Origin of the sequence: Mitsuaria sp. BK037 (assembly GCF_014193045.1) — a bacterium.
In the GTDB taxonomy this organism is placed as follows: Bacteria; Pseudomonadota; Gammaproteobacteria; order Burkholderiales; family Burkholderiaceae_C; genus Roseateles.
The window spans coordinates 286,382-300,146 of record NZ_JACHYS010000001.1; the positions used below are offsets into that span (position 1 = coordinate 286,382).

13 protein-coding genes and 1 tRNA gene are annotated in these 13,765 nt (G+C 68.1%); 13 read left to right on the forward strand and 1 reads right to left on the reverse strand.

The window, feature by feature from the left end; translation table 11 throughout:
- Positions 1-34: 34 nt before the first annotated feature.
- From ispG to FHT37_RS01315, 13 genes are all read left to right on the forward strand, one after another.
- Positions 35-1,336, forward strand: coding sequence for a flavodoxin-dependent (E)-4-hydroxy-3-methylbut-2-enyl-diphosphate synthase (gene ispG / locus FHT37_RS01255; protein ID WP_183481127.1), 1,302 nt, complete (start codon positions 35-37; stop codon positions 1,334-1,336).
- Positions 1,333-2,640, forward strand: a complete 1,308-nt coding sequence (gene hisS, locus FHT37_RS01260; RefSeq protein WP_183478541.1) for a histidine--tRNA ligase — start codon at positions 1,333-1,335, stop codon at positions 2,638-2,640. The genes ispG and hisS overlap by 4 nt, the downstream gene beginning before the upstream one ends.
- A 121-nt stretch (positions 2,641-2,761) precedes the next feature.
- Complete coding sequence (locus FHT37_RS01265; RefSeq protein WP_091722909.1) at positions 2,762-3,436, forward strand: tetratricopeptide repeat protein; 675 nt, start codon at positions 2,762-2,764, stop codon at positions 3,434-3,436.
- Positions 3,433-4,578 (forward strand): outer membrane protein assembly factor BamB, encoded by a 1,146-nt coding sequence (gene bamB, locus FHT37_RS01270; protein ID WP_183478542.1) that lies wholly within the window; start codon positions 3,433-3,435, stop codon positions 4,576-4,578. The genes FHT37_RS01265 and bamB overlap by 4 nt, the downstream gene beginning before the upstream one ends.
- A gap of 1 nt (position 4,579) precedes the next feature.
- Complete coding sequence (der, locus tag FHT37_RS01275; RefSeq protein WP_091722919.1) at positions 4,580-5,929, forward strand: ribosome biogenesis GTPase Der; 1,350 nt, start codon at positions 4,580-4,582, stop codon at positions 5,927-5,929.
- A 79-nt stretch (positions 5,930-6,008) separates the two neighbouring features.
- Positions 6,009-6,251, forward strand: a complete 243-nt coding sequence (gene hfq, locus FHT37_RS01280) for an RNA chaperone Hfq (RefSeq protein ID WP_091722923.1) — start codon at positions 6,009-6,011, stop codon at positions 6,249-6,251.
- A 6-nt stretch (positions 6,252-6,257) separates the two neighbouring features.
- Positions 6,258-7,598, forward strand: coding sequence for a GTPase HflX (gene hflX / locus FHT37_RS01285; protein WP_221210941.1), 1,341 nt, complete (start codon positions 6,258-6,260; stop codon positions 7,596-7,598).
- 143 nt (positions 7,599-7,741) lie between these two features.
- Positions 7,742-8,935: an FtsH protease activity modulator HflK gene (gene hflK / locus FHT37_RS01290; RefSeq protein WP_254783385.1), complete on the forward strand. Its 1,194-nt coding sequence runs from the start codon at positions 7,742-7,744 to the stop codon at positions 8,933-8,935.
- A 20-nt stretch (positions 8,936-8,955) separates the two neighbouring features.
- Positions 8,956-9,852, forward strand: a complete 897-nt coding sequence (hflC, locus tag FHT37_RS01295) for a protease modulator HflC (protein ID WP_091722930.1) — start codon at positions 8,956-8,958, stop codon at positions 9,850-9,852.
- Positions 9,853-9,925: 73 nt separating this feature from the next.
- Positions 9,926-10,111, forward strand: a complete 186-nt coding sequence (locus tag FHT37_RS01300) for a DUF2065 domain-containing protein (protein ID WP_099861754.1) — start codon at positions 9,926-9,928, stop codon at positions 10,109-10,111.
- Positions 10,112-10,273: 162 nt separating this feature from the next.
- Complete coding sequence (locus FHT37_RS01305; protein WP_091722937.1) at positions 10,274-11,437, forward strand: ATP phosphoribosyltransferase regulatory subunit; 1,164 nt, start codon at positions 10,274-10,276, stop codon at positions 11,435-11,437.
- A 52-nt stretch (positions 11,438-11,489) separates the two neighbouring features.
- Positions 11,490-12,827 (forward strand): adenylosuccinate synthase, encoded by a 1,338-nt coding sequence (locus FHT37_RS01310; protein ID WP_183478543.1) that lies wholly within the window; start codon positions 11,490-11,492, stop codon positions 12,825-12,827.
- A 71-nt stretch (positions 12,828-12,898) separates the two neighbouring features.
- A complete protein-coding gene (locus FHT37_RS01315) occupies positions 12,899-13,420 on the forward strand; it encodes a phosphoribosyltransferase (RefSeq protein WP_091722945.1) in 522 nt (173 codons plus the stop codon).
- Between the two features lie 216 nt (positions 13,421-13,636).
- Here FHT37_RS01315 and FHT37_RS01320 read toward each other — a convergent pair.
- Positions 13,637-13,721 (reverse strand) — tRNA-Leu (locus FHT37_RS01320).
- Positions 13,722-13,765 lie beyond the last annotated feature (44 nt).

The window sequence follows — 13,765 nt, forward strand, 5'->3', positions numbered from 1 at the left end:
GCCAGCCGTACCCCTTTCGCAAGAGCGCCGCATGATGGACAAGCCAGACACTCCCGATTTCGCCGCCGCCGACCTGTCGGACCTGATCGCCGCCGCCGCGCCCGCCGCGCGCCGCTCGCGCCAGGCCCAGGTGCGCTGGGGCAGCCGCATCGTCACCATCGGTGGCGACGCGCCGGTGCGCGTCCAGTCGATGACCAACACCGACACGGTCGACGTCATCGAAACCGCCATCCAGGTCAAGGAACTGGCGCAGGCGGGCTCGGAGCTGGTCCGCATCACCGTCAACACGCCCGAGGCCGCCGACGCCGTGCCGCACATCCGCGAGCAGCTCGACCGCATGGGCATCGACGTGCCGCTGGTGGGCGACTTCCACTACAACGGCCACCGCCTGCTGACCGAGCATCCGGCCATGGCGCAGGCGCTGTCCAAGTACCGGATCAATCCCGGCAATGTCGGCAAGGGCGACAAGAAGGACCGCCAGTTCGCGCAGATGATCGAGGCCGCGATCCAGTACGACAAGGTCGTGCGCATCGGCGTCAACTGGGGCAGCCTGGACCAGGAACTGCTCGCCCAGATGATGGACGACAACGCCAGGCGCGCGCAGCCCTGGGACGGCAAGCAGGTCATGTACCAGGCGCTGATCCAGTCGGCGCTGTCGTCGGCGTCCTATGCCCGCGAGCTGGGCATGAATCCGGACAACATCATCATCAGCTGCAAGGTCAGCGGCGTGCAGGATCTGATCTCGGTCTACCGTGCGCTGAGCAAGCGCTGCGACTACGCGCTGCACCTGGGCCTGACCGAAGCCGGCATGGGCACCAAGGGCACGGTGGCCTCGGCCGCGGCGCTGTCGGTGCTGCTGCAGGAAGGCATCGGCGACACGATCCGCGTCTCGCTGACACCGCAGCCCGGCGAGTCGCGCACGCAGGAAGTGGTCGTCGCGCTGGAGATCCTGCAGTCGCTGGGCCTGCGCGCGTTCAACCCGAGCGTCACCGCATGCCCCGGCTGCGGCCGCACCACCAGCACCACCTTCCAGGAACTGGCCAAGCAGATCGACGATTTCCTGCGCGCCCAGATGCCGGTCTGGCGCGAGAAGTACCCCGGCGTCGAGAACATGAAGGTGGCCGTGATGGGCTGCATCGTCAACGGCCCGGGCGAGAGCAAGCATGCCGACATCGGCATCAGCCTGCCGGGCAACGGCGAGGCGCCGGCGGCGCCCGTCTTCATCGACGGCGAGAAGGCGCTGACCCTGCGCGGCGACAACATCGCCGGCGAGTTCCACGCCCTGGTCGAGACCTACATCGAAAAGCGCTACGGCGCGAGCACCACCACCGCATGAGCAAGAACATCCAGGCCGTGAAGGGGATGAACGACATCCTCCCGGCCAGCGTCGACCGCAAGGACAGGCTGCCGAGCAGCCAGCTGTGGAGCTGGTTCGAGACCACGCTACGCGGCGTGCTGCAGCGCTACGGCTACCAGTACATGCTGACCCCGATCGTCGAGCCGACCGCGCTGTTCGTGCGCGGCCTGGGCGAGGTGACCGACATCGTCGAGAAGGAGATGTACTCCTTCACCGACAGCATGAACGGCGACCAGCTGACGCTGCGCCCCGAGGCCACCGCCGGCATCGTGCGCGCGATGGTCGAGCACAACGCGCTGTACAACGGCCCGCTGCGCCTGTGGACGCTGGGCCCGATGTTCCGCCACGAGCGCCCGCAGAAGGGCCGCTACCGCCAGTTCAACCAGCTGGACGTCGAGGCGCTGGGCTTCGCCGGCCCGGACGTGGACGCCGAGATCATCCTGATGGTCCGCCGCCTATGGCAGGAACTGGGCCTGGTGGTCGGCCAGCATGTGCGCCTGGAGCTGAACTCGCTGGGCCAGCCGGAGGAGCGCGCCGCGCACCGCGCCGCGCTGATCGCCTACCTGGAAGGCCATGCCGACAAGCTCGACGAGGACGGCAAGCGCCGCCTGCACAGCAATCCGCTGCGCATCCTCGACACCAAGAACCCGGCGATGCAGGACGTGGTCGAGGCCGCGCCCAAGCTGATGGACTTCCTGGGCGAGGCCAGCCTGGCGCACTTCAACGCGGTGCGCGCGATCCTCGACGCGGCCGGCCTGGAATACCGCATCAACACGCGCCTGGTGCGCGGCATGGACTACTACAACCTGACCGTGTTCGAGTGGGTCACCGACCAGCTCGGCTCGCAGGGCACGGTCTGCGGTGGCGGTCGCTACGACGGGCTGTTCGAGCAGCTCGGCGGCAAGCCCACGCCCGCGGTCGGCTTCGGCCTGGGCATCGAGCGGCTGCTGCTGCTGATCGACGAGCTGGGCCTGGCGGTGCCGTCCTCGGCGCCGGATGCCTACGCGATCCTGCCCGACGCCTCGGCGCTCGCCCAGGCCATGCCGGTGCTGGAAGCGCTGCGCGCCGAAGGCGTCGCGGTGCAGATGCATGCCGGCGGCGGCTCGTTCAAGTCGCAGTTCAAGAAGGCCGACGCCTCGGGCGCCCGCTTCGCGCTGGTGTTCGGCGCCGATGAACTCGCCCGGGGCGAGGTCGCGGTCAAGCCCCTGCGCGGCGACGGCGAGCAGGTGACACGTCCGCTTAACACGGCGGCTGCGTGGGCAGCCGATCTGCGCACCGCATAATCGCGGCTTCGCCGGGGTGCCCGAGGAGGGCGCCGCCGGCCGCATTCAGCAACTTCCCCCAGCCGGCCGACGCTCGCGCCGGGCCGGCTTCGACCCTCAACCGACGGACCCACACTCGCACATGGCGGCTCATCTCGATCTCGAAGAACAGGAACAGCTGGAGCAGCTCAAGGCGTTCTGGAAGCGCTGGGGCAATGCGATCACCTGGCTGCTGACGCTGGTGCTGGTGGCCTACGCCGGCTGGACCGGCTGGAACTACTGGCAGCGCAACGAGGCCGCCAAGGCCGGCGCGATGTTCAGCGAGCTGGAACGCGCGGTCCAGGCCGGCGACCTGGGCAAGGGCGCGGCCGTCTTCGGCACGCTGAAGCAGGACTTCGCCTCCACCGGCTACACGGCGCAGGCCGCGCTGATGACCGCCAAGCTGCAGCTGGACAAGGAGAAGGCCGACGACGCGCGCGCCACGCTGACCTGGGCGGTGGCCAATGCCAAGGGCGAGGCCTACCGCGACCTGGCCCGCCTGAGACTGGCGGCGCTGCAGATGGACGCCAAGCAGTACGACGAAGCCGCCAAGACGCTGGACGGCGTCAAGAGCGCCGACTTCGCGCCGCTGGCCGCCGACCGCCGCGGCGACCTGGCGCTGCTGCAGAACAAGCCCGATGTCGCCAAGACCGAGTTCAAGAAGGCGTATGACGGCATGGACAAGCAGCTGGACTACCGCCGCCTGCTGGAAGTGAAGTTGGCCAGCCTGGGTGTGGCGGTGGGTGGCGATGCCGCCGCCGCGGGAGCCGCGCAATGACGGCCCGCGTCACCCTGGGCGCGCTGAGCCGGGCGCTGCTGCTGGGCGGCGTCGCGATGACGCTGGGCGCCTGCTCGCTGTTCAGCAGCTCGAACGCGCCCAAGCCGGCGCCGCTGGAGAACATCACCCCGTCGGCGCAGGCCCGCGTGGCCTGGGAAGCGCGGGTGGACAGCGTCAAGTTCCCGCTGACCATCACCGCGGTGAACGACCGCTTCGTCGTGGGCGGGTCGGACGGCGTGATCAGCGCGATCTCCGCCACCGACGGCACCACGCTGTGGCGCGCCGACATCGGCAAGGGCCTGAGCGCCGGCGTCGGCAGCGATGGCCGCTTCGCCGCCGCCGTGACGCGCGAGAACGAGCTGGTCGTCACCGAGGGCGACAGGATCCTGTGGCGCAAGACGCTGACGACCCCGGTGATCACCGCGCCGTTCGTTGCCGGCGAGCGCGTGTTCGTGCTGACGCTGGACCGCGCGGTGCTGGCCTTCGACGCGGCCGATGGTCGTCGCCTGTGGGAGCTGCGCCGTCCGGGCGAGCCGCTGACGCTGCAGCAGGCCGGCGTGATCGGCGCCTACCAGAACACGCTGCTGGTGGGGCAGGGCTCCCGCCTGGCGGGTGTCGACCCGACCCGCGGCCTGTTGATGTGGGAAGCGACCATCGCCAACCCGCGCGGCACCAACGAGGTCGAGCGCCTGGCCGACCTGGTCGGCCCGATGGCCCGCGACAACGAGGTGTTCTGCGCCCGCGCGTTCCAGTCGGCCGTCGCCTGCGTCAACGGCGAGCGCGGCAACACCATCTGGACCCGCAACAACGCCGGCCTGCGCGGCGTGGGGGCCGACGCGACGATCGTCGTCGGTGGCGACGCCTCGGACCGGCTGACCGCCTGGGGCACCCGCAGCGGCGACGTCGTCTGGACCGCCGACCAATTCCAGAACCGCAAGCTCAGCGCGCCGCTGGTGACCGACAAGTCGGTCATCGTCGGCGACAGCGAGGGCTATGTGCACTTCCTGTCCAAGGACAAGGGCCAGACCGTGCAGCGCCTGCAGACCGACAGCTCCGGCATCGCCGCGGCGCCGGTGCAGCTCGGCGGCACGGTGCTGGTCGCCACCCGCAGCGGACGCCTGTTCGCGCTGCGCCAAGACTGATATGAAACCTGTGATTGCCCTGGTGGGCCGCCCCAACGTGGGCAAGTCCACGCTGTTCAACCGGATGACGAAGAGCCGCGACGCCATCGTCGCGGACTTCGCCGGTCTCACGCGCGATCGCCATTACGGCGACGGGCGCCTGGGCGATCGCGAGTTCATCGTCATCGACACCGGCGGCTTCGAGCCCGACAGCTCCACCGGCATCGTCAAGGAGATGGCCAAGCAGACCCGCCAGGCCGTGGCCGAGGCGGATGCCGTCATCTTCGTGCTGGACGTGCGCACCGGCCTGGCCGGCCAGGACCAGGACATCGGCCGCTACCTGCGCCAGTGCAACAAGCGCGTCTTCGTCGCGGTCAACAAGGCCGAGGGCATGAGCGACAGCCCGCTGCTGGCCGAGTTCCATGAACTGGGCATGGGCGAGCCGCATCCGGTCTCGGCCGCGCACGGGCAGGGCATCCGCTCGCTGCTGGAAGCCGTGCTGGACAGCTTCGAGGCGCCCGCCGAGGACGAGGCCTTCGAAGGCGAGGGCGCGGAAGAGGACGAGTCCAAGGCGATCCGCCTGGCGGTCGCCGGCCGGCCCAACGTCGGCAAGAGCACGCTGATCAACACCTGGCTGGGCGAGGAACGCCTGGTGGCGTTCGACATGCCGGGCACGACGCGCGACGCCATCAGCGTCGACTTCGAGCGCAACGGCCAGAAGTTCAAGCTGATCGACACCGCCGGCCTGCGCCGCAAGGGCAAGGTGTTCGAGGCGATCGAAAAGTTCTCGGTCGTCAAGACGCTGCAGGCGATCGCCGACGCCAACGTGGTGCTGCTGCTGATCGACGCGACGCAGGGCGTCACCGACCAGGATGCCCACATCGCCGGCTACGTCCTGGACAGCGGCCGCGCCGTGGTGGTGGCGATCAACAAGTGGGACGCGATCGACAGCTACCAGCGCGAAACCATCGAACGCCAGATCCTGACCCGTCTTGGATTCCTGCGCTTCGCCCCCATCCTGAAGATTTCCGCGCTGAAGCGGCAGGGCCTGGGCCCGCTGTGGAAGGCGCTGGCGGATGCCTATTCGTCGGCCTATCGCAAGATGACGACGCCGGTGCTGACCCGTCTCATCCAGGAGGCGGTGCAGCACCAGCAACCGCAGCGGGCGGGGATCTCGCGTCCGAAGCTGCGCTACGCGCACCAGGGCGGGATGAATCCCCCGATCGTCGTCATTCACGGGAATGCGCTGGACGGCGTCAGCGACGTCTACAAGCGCTACCTGGAAGGGCGCATCCGCGACCACTACAAGCTGGTGGGCACGCCGCTGCGGATCGAGTTGCGGTCCTCGAAGAACCCGTTCGCCGAAACCTGAGCGCGCGGTCGTCCGGGGAAACCCGGTGCTGTGATAAGGTCCGGGCTTCCAACACCACTCTCACAACACGGAGCATATCGTGAGCAACAAAGGACAACTCTTGCAAGACCCCTTCCTGAACCTGCTGCGCAAGGAGCATGTTCCTGTGAGCATCTACCTCGTGAACGGCATCAAGCTGCAAGGCCACATCGAGTCCTTTGACCAGTACGTGGTGCTGCTGCGCAATACGGTGACGCAGATGGTCTACAAGCACGCCATCTCCACGGTGGTCCCCGGCCGCGCCGTGAACTTCCACGCCGGCGAGAGCAACGACGCCAGCTGACGCTGATTGACCAAACAAGACCCCACCCATTCGACGCCGCCCCCCGAGGCGGCGCGCGCCATTCTGGTGGGGGTCGATCTGGGCCGCGACGTGGCCTTCGACCCCACCCTCGACGAACTCGCGCTGCTGGCCGAATCGGCCGGTGACACACCGGTCGCCCGGATCGTCGCCAAGCGCAAGGCGCCCGACGCGGCGCTGTTCGTCGGGTCCGGCAAGGCCGACGAGATCAAGCTGATGGTGGACGCGCTGGGCGCGCACACCGTGCTGTTCGACCAGGCCATCTCCCCCGCCCAACAACGCAACCTGGAACGCCACCTCGGCGTGCCCGTGGCCGACCGCACCGCGCTGATCCTGGAGATCTTCGCCGCGCGCGCCCAGAGCTTCGAGGGCAAGCTGCAGGTCGAGCTGGCGCGGCTCCAGTACCTCGCCACGCGCCTGGTGCGCCGCTGGAGCCACCTGGAGCGCCAGAGCGGCGGTATCGGCATGCGCGGCGGCCCCGGCGAGCGCCAGATCGAACTGGACCGCCGGATGATCGACGACCGCATCAAGTCGATCAAGGAACGCCTCAAGAAGGTCGAGCGCCAGCGCTCCACGCAGCGCCGCGCCCGCGCCCGCAACGGGGTGTTCCGCGTCTCGCTGGTGGGCTACACCAATGCCGGCAAGAGCACGCTGTTCAATGCCCTGACCAAGGCCAGGACCTACGCGGCCAACCAGCTCTTCGCCACGCTGGACACGACGACGCGTTCGCTCTACCTCGAGGAGGCGGGCACCAGCGTCTCGTTGTCCGACACCGTCGGCTTCATCCGCGACCTGCCGCACAAGCTGGTCGAGGCGTTCAAGGCCACGCTGCAGGAGGCCGCGGATGCCGACCTGCTGCTGCACGTGGTCGACGCCGCCAGCCCGGTGCTGACCGAGCAGATGGAGGAGGTCGAGCGGGTGCTCGCCGAGATCGGCGCGCAGCACATTCCGCAGATCCTCGTCTACAACAAGCTGGACCTGCTCGAGCCCACGCAGCGCCCGCGCCAGCTGCAGGACTGGCTGACGCGCATCGGCGGCGAGCACGGCGGCCAGCGCCTGCCCCGCGTCTTCGTGAGCGCGGCGCAGGGCGAGGGTCTGGACGAACTGCGCGCGATGATCGCCTCGCTGATGCAGGCCGAGCCGGTGCCCGAGTACGCCGGCCTGGCGCTCGAGGACGCCGACGGGGCCGACGGGAATGATGATTCCGCGGTCTCCGGAAAACCGGCGTCGACTGACGGAGATGACGGTGACGACGACGCCTTGAACGATCAAGACCTGACCCAAGCTCGGACAGACCCGCAGGATGATCCGCAGGGACGTACAGGCTGAGAGCGCTGCGCAATGCCCGATACTCGCAACAAGACTTCCTCATCAGGATGCGTATGAATCAAGACGATCGCCTGTCCGCCGCTGGCGGCGGACGTGGCCCGCAGGGTGGAGCCGGTGGCCTGCGCCGCTGGGTGGGGCTCTGGATGAGCAATGGCCGCAACGAAGGCCCGCCCGACCTGGACGAGCTGTGGCGCGATTTCAACCGCAAGCTCTCGCGCCTGTTCGGCGGCCGCGGCGGCAATGACGGCAACGGTCCGGCGGGCAGCGGCGGCGGTGGCCCGCAGCCCGACATGAAGGGCGCCGGCATCGGCGTTGGCCTGGTGGTCGGCGTGGTGGTGCTGGGCTGGCTGGCCAGCGGCGTGTTCATCGTCCAGGAAGGTCAGCAGGGCGTCATCACGTCCTTCGGCAAGTACAGCCGCACCGTCGATGCCGGCATCCAGTACCGCCTGCCGTATCCGTTCCAGGCGCACGAGGTGGTGTCGTTCACGCAGCTGCAGTCCGTCGAGGTCGGCCGCAATTCGGTCGGCCAGGCATCGGGCCTGCGGGATTCGTCGATGCTGACGCAGGACGAGAACATCATCGACATCCGCTTCACCGTGCAGTACCGGCTGAAGGATGCGCGCGACTACCTCTTCGAGAACTTCAACACCGACGAGGCCGTCAACCAGGCGTCCGAGTCCGCGGTGCGCGAGATCGTCGGCCGCAGCAACATGGACTCGGTGCTGTACGAGCAGCGCGACGCGATCGCGATCGACCTGGCCAAGTCCATCCAGGCGCAGCTGGACCGGCTCAAGACTGGCATCCAGATCGTCAACGTCAACGTCAGCAGCGTGCAGCCGCCCGAGCAGGTGCAGGCCGCCTTCGACGATGCCTTCCGCGCCAACGCCGACCGCGAGCGCCTGAAGAACGAAGGCGAGGCCTATGCCAACGACGTGATCCCCCGCGCGCAGGGCCAGGCGGCCCGCCTGCGCGAGGATGCTGAGGCCTACCGCGCCCGCGTCGTCTCGTTCGCCGAGGGTGACGCGCAGCGCTTCAAGTCGGTGCTGGCCGAGTACCAGAAGGCGCCGGCCGTCACCCGCGACCGCCTCTACATCGACACGATGCAGCAGGTCTATTCCCGCGTGACCAAGGTGATGGTGGACGCCAGGAGCGGTTCCAACCTGCTGTACCTGCCGCTGGACAAGCTGATGCAGCAGACGCAGCCCGGCGGCACGGTCACGACCACGGCGCCCACGCCGGTGGTGCCGACCGATCCGGCGACCTCGGGCGCCTCGTCGCTGGGCAGCGATCCGCGCTCGCGCGACAGCATGCGCAGCCGCGACCGCGACGGCCGTTGATCGACAGGGAGCCCACAACAATGAATCGCATCGTCTCCGTCGTCGTCGGCCTGTTGATCCTGTTCATGATCGCCAGCTCGACGCTGTTCGTCGTCGACCAGCGCCAGTTCGCGGTCGTCTATTCGCTGGGCGAGATCAAGGAAGTGATCACCGAGCCCGGCCTGAAGTTCAAGCTGCCGCCGCCGCTGCAGAACGTGGTCTTCCTGGACCGCCGCGTGCAGACGCTGGACGCGGCCGATCCGCGCCCCATCTTCACCGCCGAGAAGAAGAGCCTGGTCATCGACTGGCTGGTGAAGTGGCGCATCGTCGACTCGCGCCAGTACATCCGCAACAGCGGCACGCAGTTGCGCAACCTGGAAACCCGCCTGAGCCCGATCGTGCAGGCCGCGCTCAACGAGGAAGTGACCAAGCGCACCGTGCGCGCGGTGCTGGCCACCGAGCGCGAGAAGGTCATGCAGGACGTGCGCAAGCGCCTCGAGGAAGAAGCCAAGCAGTTCGGCATCGAGATCGTCGATGTGCGGGTCAAGCGGGTCGACTTCGCCGCCAACATCACCGAGTCGGTCTACAACCGCATGAAGTCGGAACGCGCCCGCGTCGCCAACGAACTGCGTTCGACCGGCGCGGCCGAGGGCGAGAAGATCAAGGCCGATGCCGACAAGCAGCGCGAGATCATCACCGCCGAGGCCTACCGCGACGCGCAGAAGATCATGGGCGAGGGCGATGCCAAGGCGTCGGCGCTGTACTCGGAATCCTTCGGTCGCGATCCCCAGTTCGCGCAGTTCTATCGCTCGCTGGATGCGTACCAGCGCTCGTTCAAGGGCAAGGGCGACGTGATGGTGCTGGACCCGTCGAGCCAGTTCTTCAACACGATGCGCACCGGCGGCCCGGGCGCGCCGGCGGCGGCTCCGAAGAAGTGATCCCGGGCGGGCCGGTCGGCCCGCCCGTTCGCCATCGAACTGGCCGGCGACAGCCGGGGAGGGCGGTCCCGTCATGAGCGGCGACAAGTGGCTGGCGGCGCTGGCGCTGCTGCTGATCATGGAAGGGCTGATGCCGTTCCTCAATCCCGGCGCCTGGCGGCAGCTGTTCGCCCGGCTGTTGGCGATGAGCGACGGGCAGCTGAGGTTCCTCGGGCTGGCCAGTCTCGTCTGCGGCGCGCTGCTGCTGTTGCTGCTTTGACGCGCTCCCGAAGCGCCCGAAGCATCCCAAATGGGCAGCCCGTCACGAAGGCTCGGTGAATCGTTGGCGAATCCGCGCCGGGCCCCCGCGTGAGGGGCTCGGAGGTCGAGGTTCGCCGCGACCCCGGTACAATGCCGTTTTTAACCCCCTCCCTGAACGTCCATGGCCTCTGCTTGGCTGCTGCCCGAGCACATTGCTGACGTCCTGCCCTCCCAGGCCCGCCGCATCGAAGAACTGCGCCGCGAGTTGCTGGACATGGCGCGGACCTACGGTTGCGAGCTGGTGATGCCTCCGATGCTGGAGCATCTCGACTCGCTGCTTTCCGGCACCGGTCAGGCGCTGGACCTCAAGACCTTCAAGCTCGTCGACCAGCTCTCCGGTCGCAGCCTGGGCCTGCGCGCCGACACCACGCCGCAGGTCGCGCGCATCGATGCCCACCTCCTGAACCGCGCCGGCGTGACGCGCCTGTGCTACTGCGGTCCGGTGCTGCACACCCGCGCCGAAGGCCTGACTGCGACGCGCGAGCCGCTGCAGTTCGGCGTCGAGATCTACGGCCATGCCGGGCTCGAGGCCGACCTGGAGGCGCAGGAACTGGCCATCGACGCGATGCAGCGCGCCGGCCTGACGCAGCTGGTGCTGGACCTCGGCGACGCGCGCCTGGTGCGTGGCGTGCTGGGCGATCACGCCTTGAGCGAGGACCGCCTGAATGCGCTGGTGGCCGCCATGGCCGCCAAGGACGCGGCCGGCGTGGCGGCGTTCTCCAACGAACTCCCGGACGACGTCGTCACCGCGCTGCAGACGCTGCTGCGCCTGTACGGCGGTGTCGAGGTGCTGGCCGACGCGCGCCGCGCGCTGCCGGCCAATGCGCTGGTCACGGCTGCGCTGGACGACCTGGAGTGGTTGATCCGTCACCTGCGCGCGGCCTATCCCGACGTGCGCATCGGCGTGGACCTCGCCGACCTGCCGGGCTTCGGCTACTACAGCGGCGTGCGTTTCGCGCTGTACGCGGTGGGCGGCACCGATGCCGTCCTGCGCGGCGGCCGCTACGACGAGGTGGGGGCGGTCTTCGGCCGTCGCCGTCCGGCGGTCGGCTTCAGCCTGGACCTGAAGACGCTGGTGGGGCTGATTCCCGCCACCTCGCTGCGGGCCGCGGTGCGTGCCCCCTGGGGCGAGGATCCCGACCTGCGCGCGGCCGTCCGTCGCCTGCGCGAGCAGGGCGAAACCGTGGTCTGCGTGCTGCCGGGCCACGAACAAGAGAACGACGAGTTCGAATGCGACCGCGAGCTGGTTCAGGCCGGCGGTCAATGGGTGCTGCGATCGCTCTGAGCGACGCGATCGGCCCCCCCACCCCTCAATCTCAAATCATCGGAAGAACGTCATGCAAAGCAGTGAGATCGCGCGCGGCCGCAACGTGGTGGTCGTCGGCACCCAGTGGGGTGACGAAGGCAAGGGCAAGGTCGTCGACTGGCTGACCGATCACGCCCAGGGCGTGGTGCGCTTCCAGGGCGGTCACAACGCCGGCCACACGCTGGTCATCAAGGGCGTGAAGACGGCGCTGCAGCTGATCCCCTCGGGCATCATGCGCGACGGCGTCGCCTGCTACATCGGCAACGGCGTGGTGCTGGATCCGACCCACCTGCTGTCGGAGATCGAGCGCCTGGAGAAGGCCGGCGTCGAGGTGCGTTCGCGCCTGTACATCAGCGAGTCCTGCCCGCTGATCCTGCCCTTCCACGTCGAGGTCGACCGCGCCCGCGAGGCGCTGCGCGAGAGCAGCGGCAGCGGCAAGATCGGCACGACCGGCAAGGGCATCGGCCCGGCCTACGAAGACAAGGTCGCCCGCCGCGCGCTGCGTGTGCAGGACCTGAAGCATCCGGAGCGTTTCGCCAAGAAGCTCAAGGAACTGATCGATCTGCACAACGTCGCGCTGACCGGCTACCTGAATGCGAAGGCGCTGGAGTTCCAGCCGATCTTCGACCATGCGATGGCGCTGGCGGAGCAGATCAAGCCGATGATGGCCGACGTCGGCTACATGCTGCACAAGGCGCATCTGCGCGGCGACAACATCCTGTTCGAAGGCGCGCAGGGCACGCTGCTGGACATCGACCACGGCACCTATCCGTATGTCACCTCGAGCAACTGCGTTGCCGGCAACGCCGCCGCGGGCGCGGGTGTGGGGCCGCAGATGCTGCATTACATGCTGGGCATCACGAAGGCCTATGCGACCCGCGTCGGTTCGGGCCCGTTCCCGACCGAGCTGGACTGGGAAACGCCCGGCACGGTGGGTCACCACCTGTCGACGGTCGGCCAGGAGCGCGGCACGGTCACCGGCCGTGCGCGCCGCTGCGGCTGGATCGATGCCGCCGCGCTGAAGCGCTCGATCATCATCAACGGCATCAGCGGCCTGTGCCTGACGAAGCTGGACGTGCTCGACGGCCTGGCTGAGATCAACATGTGCGTGGGCTATGAGCTCGACGGCAAGCAGCTCGACATCCTGCCGCTGGACGGCGACGAGATCGCCGCGTGCAAGCCCATCTACGAAGTCTTCCCCGGCTGGACCGAATCGACCTTCGGCATCACCCGCTGGGAGCAACTGCCGGAGAACGCGCGCAACTACCTGAAGCGCGTGGAAGCGGTGATCGGCGCGCCGATCGCCATGGTGTCCACCGGCCCCGACCGCGACCACACCATCCTGCTGCAGCACCCGTTCCAGGGTTGAGCGATCGCTCGAGCCCTGTTGTATTCCGTCTTATCCAGACCTGATCCATTCTTCGCTGAGGAGCCTCCCCCATGCTGACCGACGACGGCAAACATCTGTACGTGTCCTGGGATGAATACCATTTGCTGATCGAACGCCTGGCGCTGAAGGTGCACGCCTCCGGCTGGGAGTTCGACCAGATCCTGTGCCTGGCGCGTGGCGGCATGCGCCCGGGGGATGTGCTGTCGCGGGTGTTCGACAAGCCGCTGGGCATCATGTCGACCAGCTCTTATCGGGCCGAGGCGGGGACGATCCAGGGGCGGTTGGATATCGCCAAGTACATCACCATGCCCAAGGGTGAACTGGCCGGGAGAGTGCTGCTGGTGGACGACCTGGCGGACTCTGGCGTGACGCTGAAGGCGGTCGTGGAGCGGCTGCGGGGCATGCCGGCCATCAGCGAGCTGCGCTCGGCGGTGATCTGGACGAAGAGCGTGTCGGAGTACACGCCCGACTATTACGTCGAAATGCTGGAAACCAGCCCGTGGATCCATCAGCCGTTCGAGGATTACGACGCGCTGCGGCCAGATGCGCTGGCGAAGAAATTCGCGATCTGATGAGGGAAGGGCTGACGGATGTCGGCCCTTTTCGTTTGGGATTGCTGCGCGGGCGCCGCGCTCGCTGCCACCGCCGGAGAGGACTCGGTCACGCTTCGCGCGACCCCGGTTTGGACCAACGGTCCAAACCATTCGAGTCCTCCCGTGATGTCCACCGGACATCACTTCCTGGGCGGAAAAATGAGAAAAGCCGGCTCATGGCCGGCTTTTCAGAATTGGTGCCCAGGAGAGGACTCGAACCTCCACGGAGTTACCCGCTAGTACCTGAAACTAGTGCGTCTACCAATTCCGCCACCTGGGCAAGGTCAAAAGCCAACTTCTCGAAAAACTCAGCTCAAGCGACTT

Coding starts and splice junctions, on each gene's coding strand:
- ispG (WP_183481127.1), top strand. CDS start 35: ATGGACAAGCCAGACACTCCCGATTTCGCCGCCGCCGACCTGTCGGAC.
- hisS (WP_183478541.1), top strand. CDS start 1,333: ATGAGCAAGAACATCCAGGCCGTGAAGGGGATGAACGACATCCTCCCG.
- FHT37_RS01265 (WP_091722909.1), top strand. CDS start 2,762: ATGGCGGCTCATCTCGATCTCGAAGAACAGGAACAGCTGGAGCAGCTC.
- bamB (WP_183478542.1), top strand. CDS start 3,433: ATGACGGCCCGCGTCACCCTGGGCGCGCTGAGCCGGGCGCTGCTGCTG.
- der (WP_091722919.1), top strand. CDS start 4,580: ATGAAACCTGTGATTGCCCTGGTGGGCCGCCCCAACGTGGGCAAGTCC.
- hflK (WP_254783385.1), top strand. CDS start 7,742: ATGAGCAATGGCCGCAACGAAGGCCCGCCCGACCTGGACGAGCTGTGG.
- hflC (WP_091722930.1), top strand. CDS start 8,956: ATGAATCGCATCGTCTCCGTCGTCGTCGGCCTGTTGATCCTGTTCATG.
- FHT37_RS01300 (WP_099861754.1), top strand. CDS start 9,926: ATGAGCGGCGACAAGTGGCTGGCGGCGCTGGCGCTGCTGCTGATCATG.
- FHT37_RS01305 (WP_091722937.1), top strand. CDS start 10,274: ATGGCCTCTGCTTGGCTGCTGCCCGAGCACATTGCTGACGTCCTGCCC.
- FHT37_RS01310 (WP_183478543.1), top strand. CDS start 11,490: ATGCAAAGCAGTGAGATCGCGCGCGGCCGCAACGTGGTGGTCGTCGGC.
- FHT37_RS01315 (WP_091722945.1), top strand. CDS start 12,899: ATGCTGACCGACGACGGCAAACATCTGTACGTGTCCTGGGATGAATAC.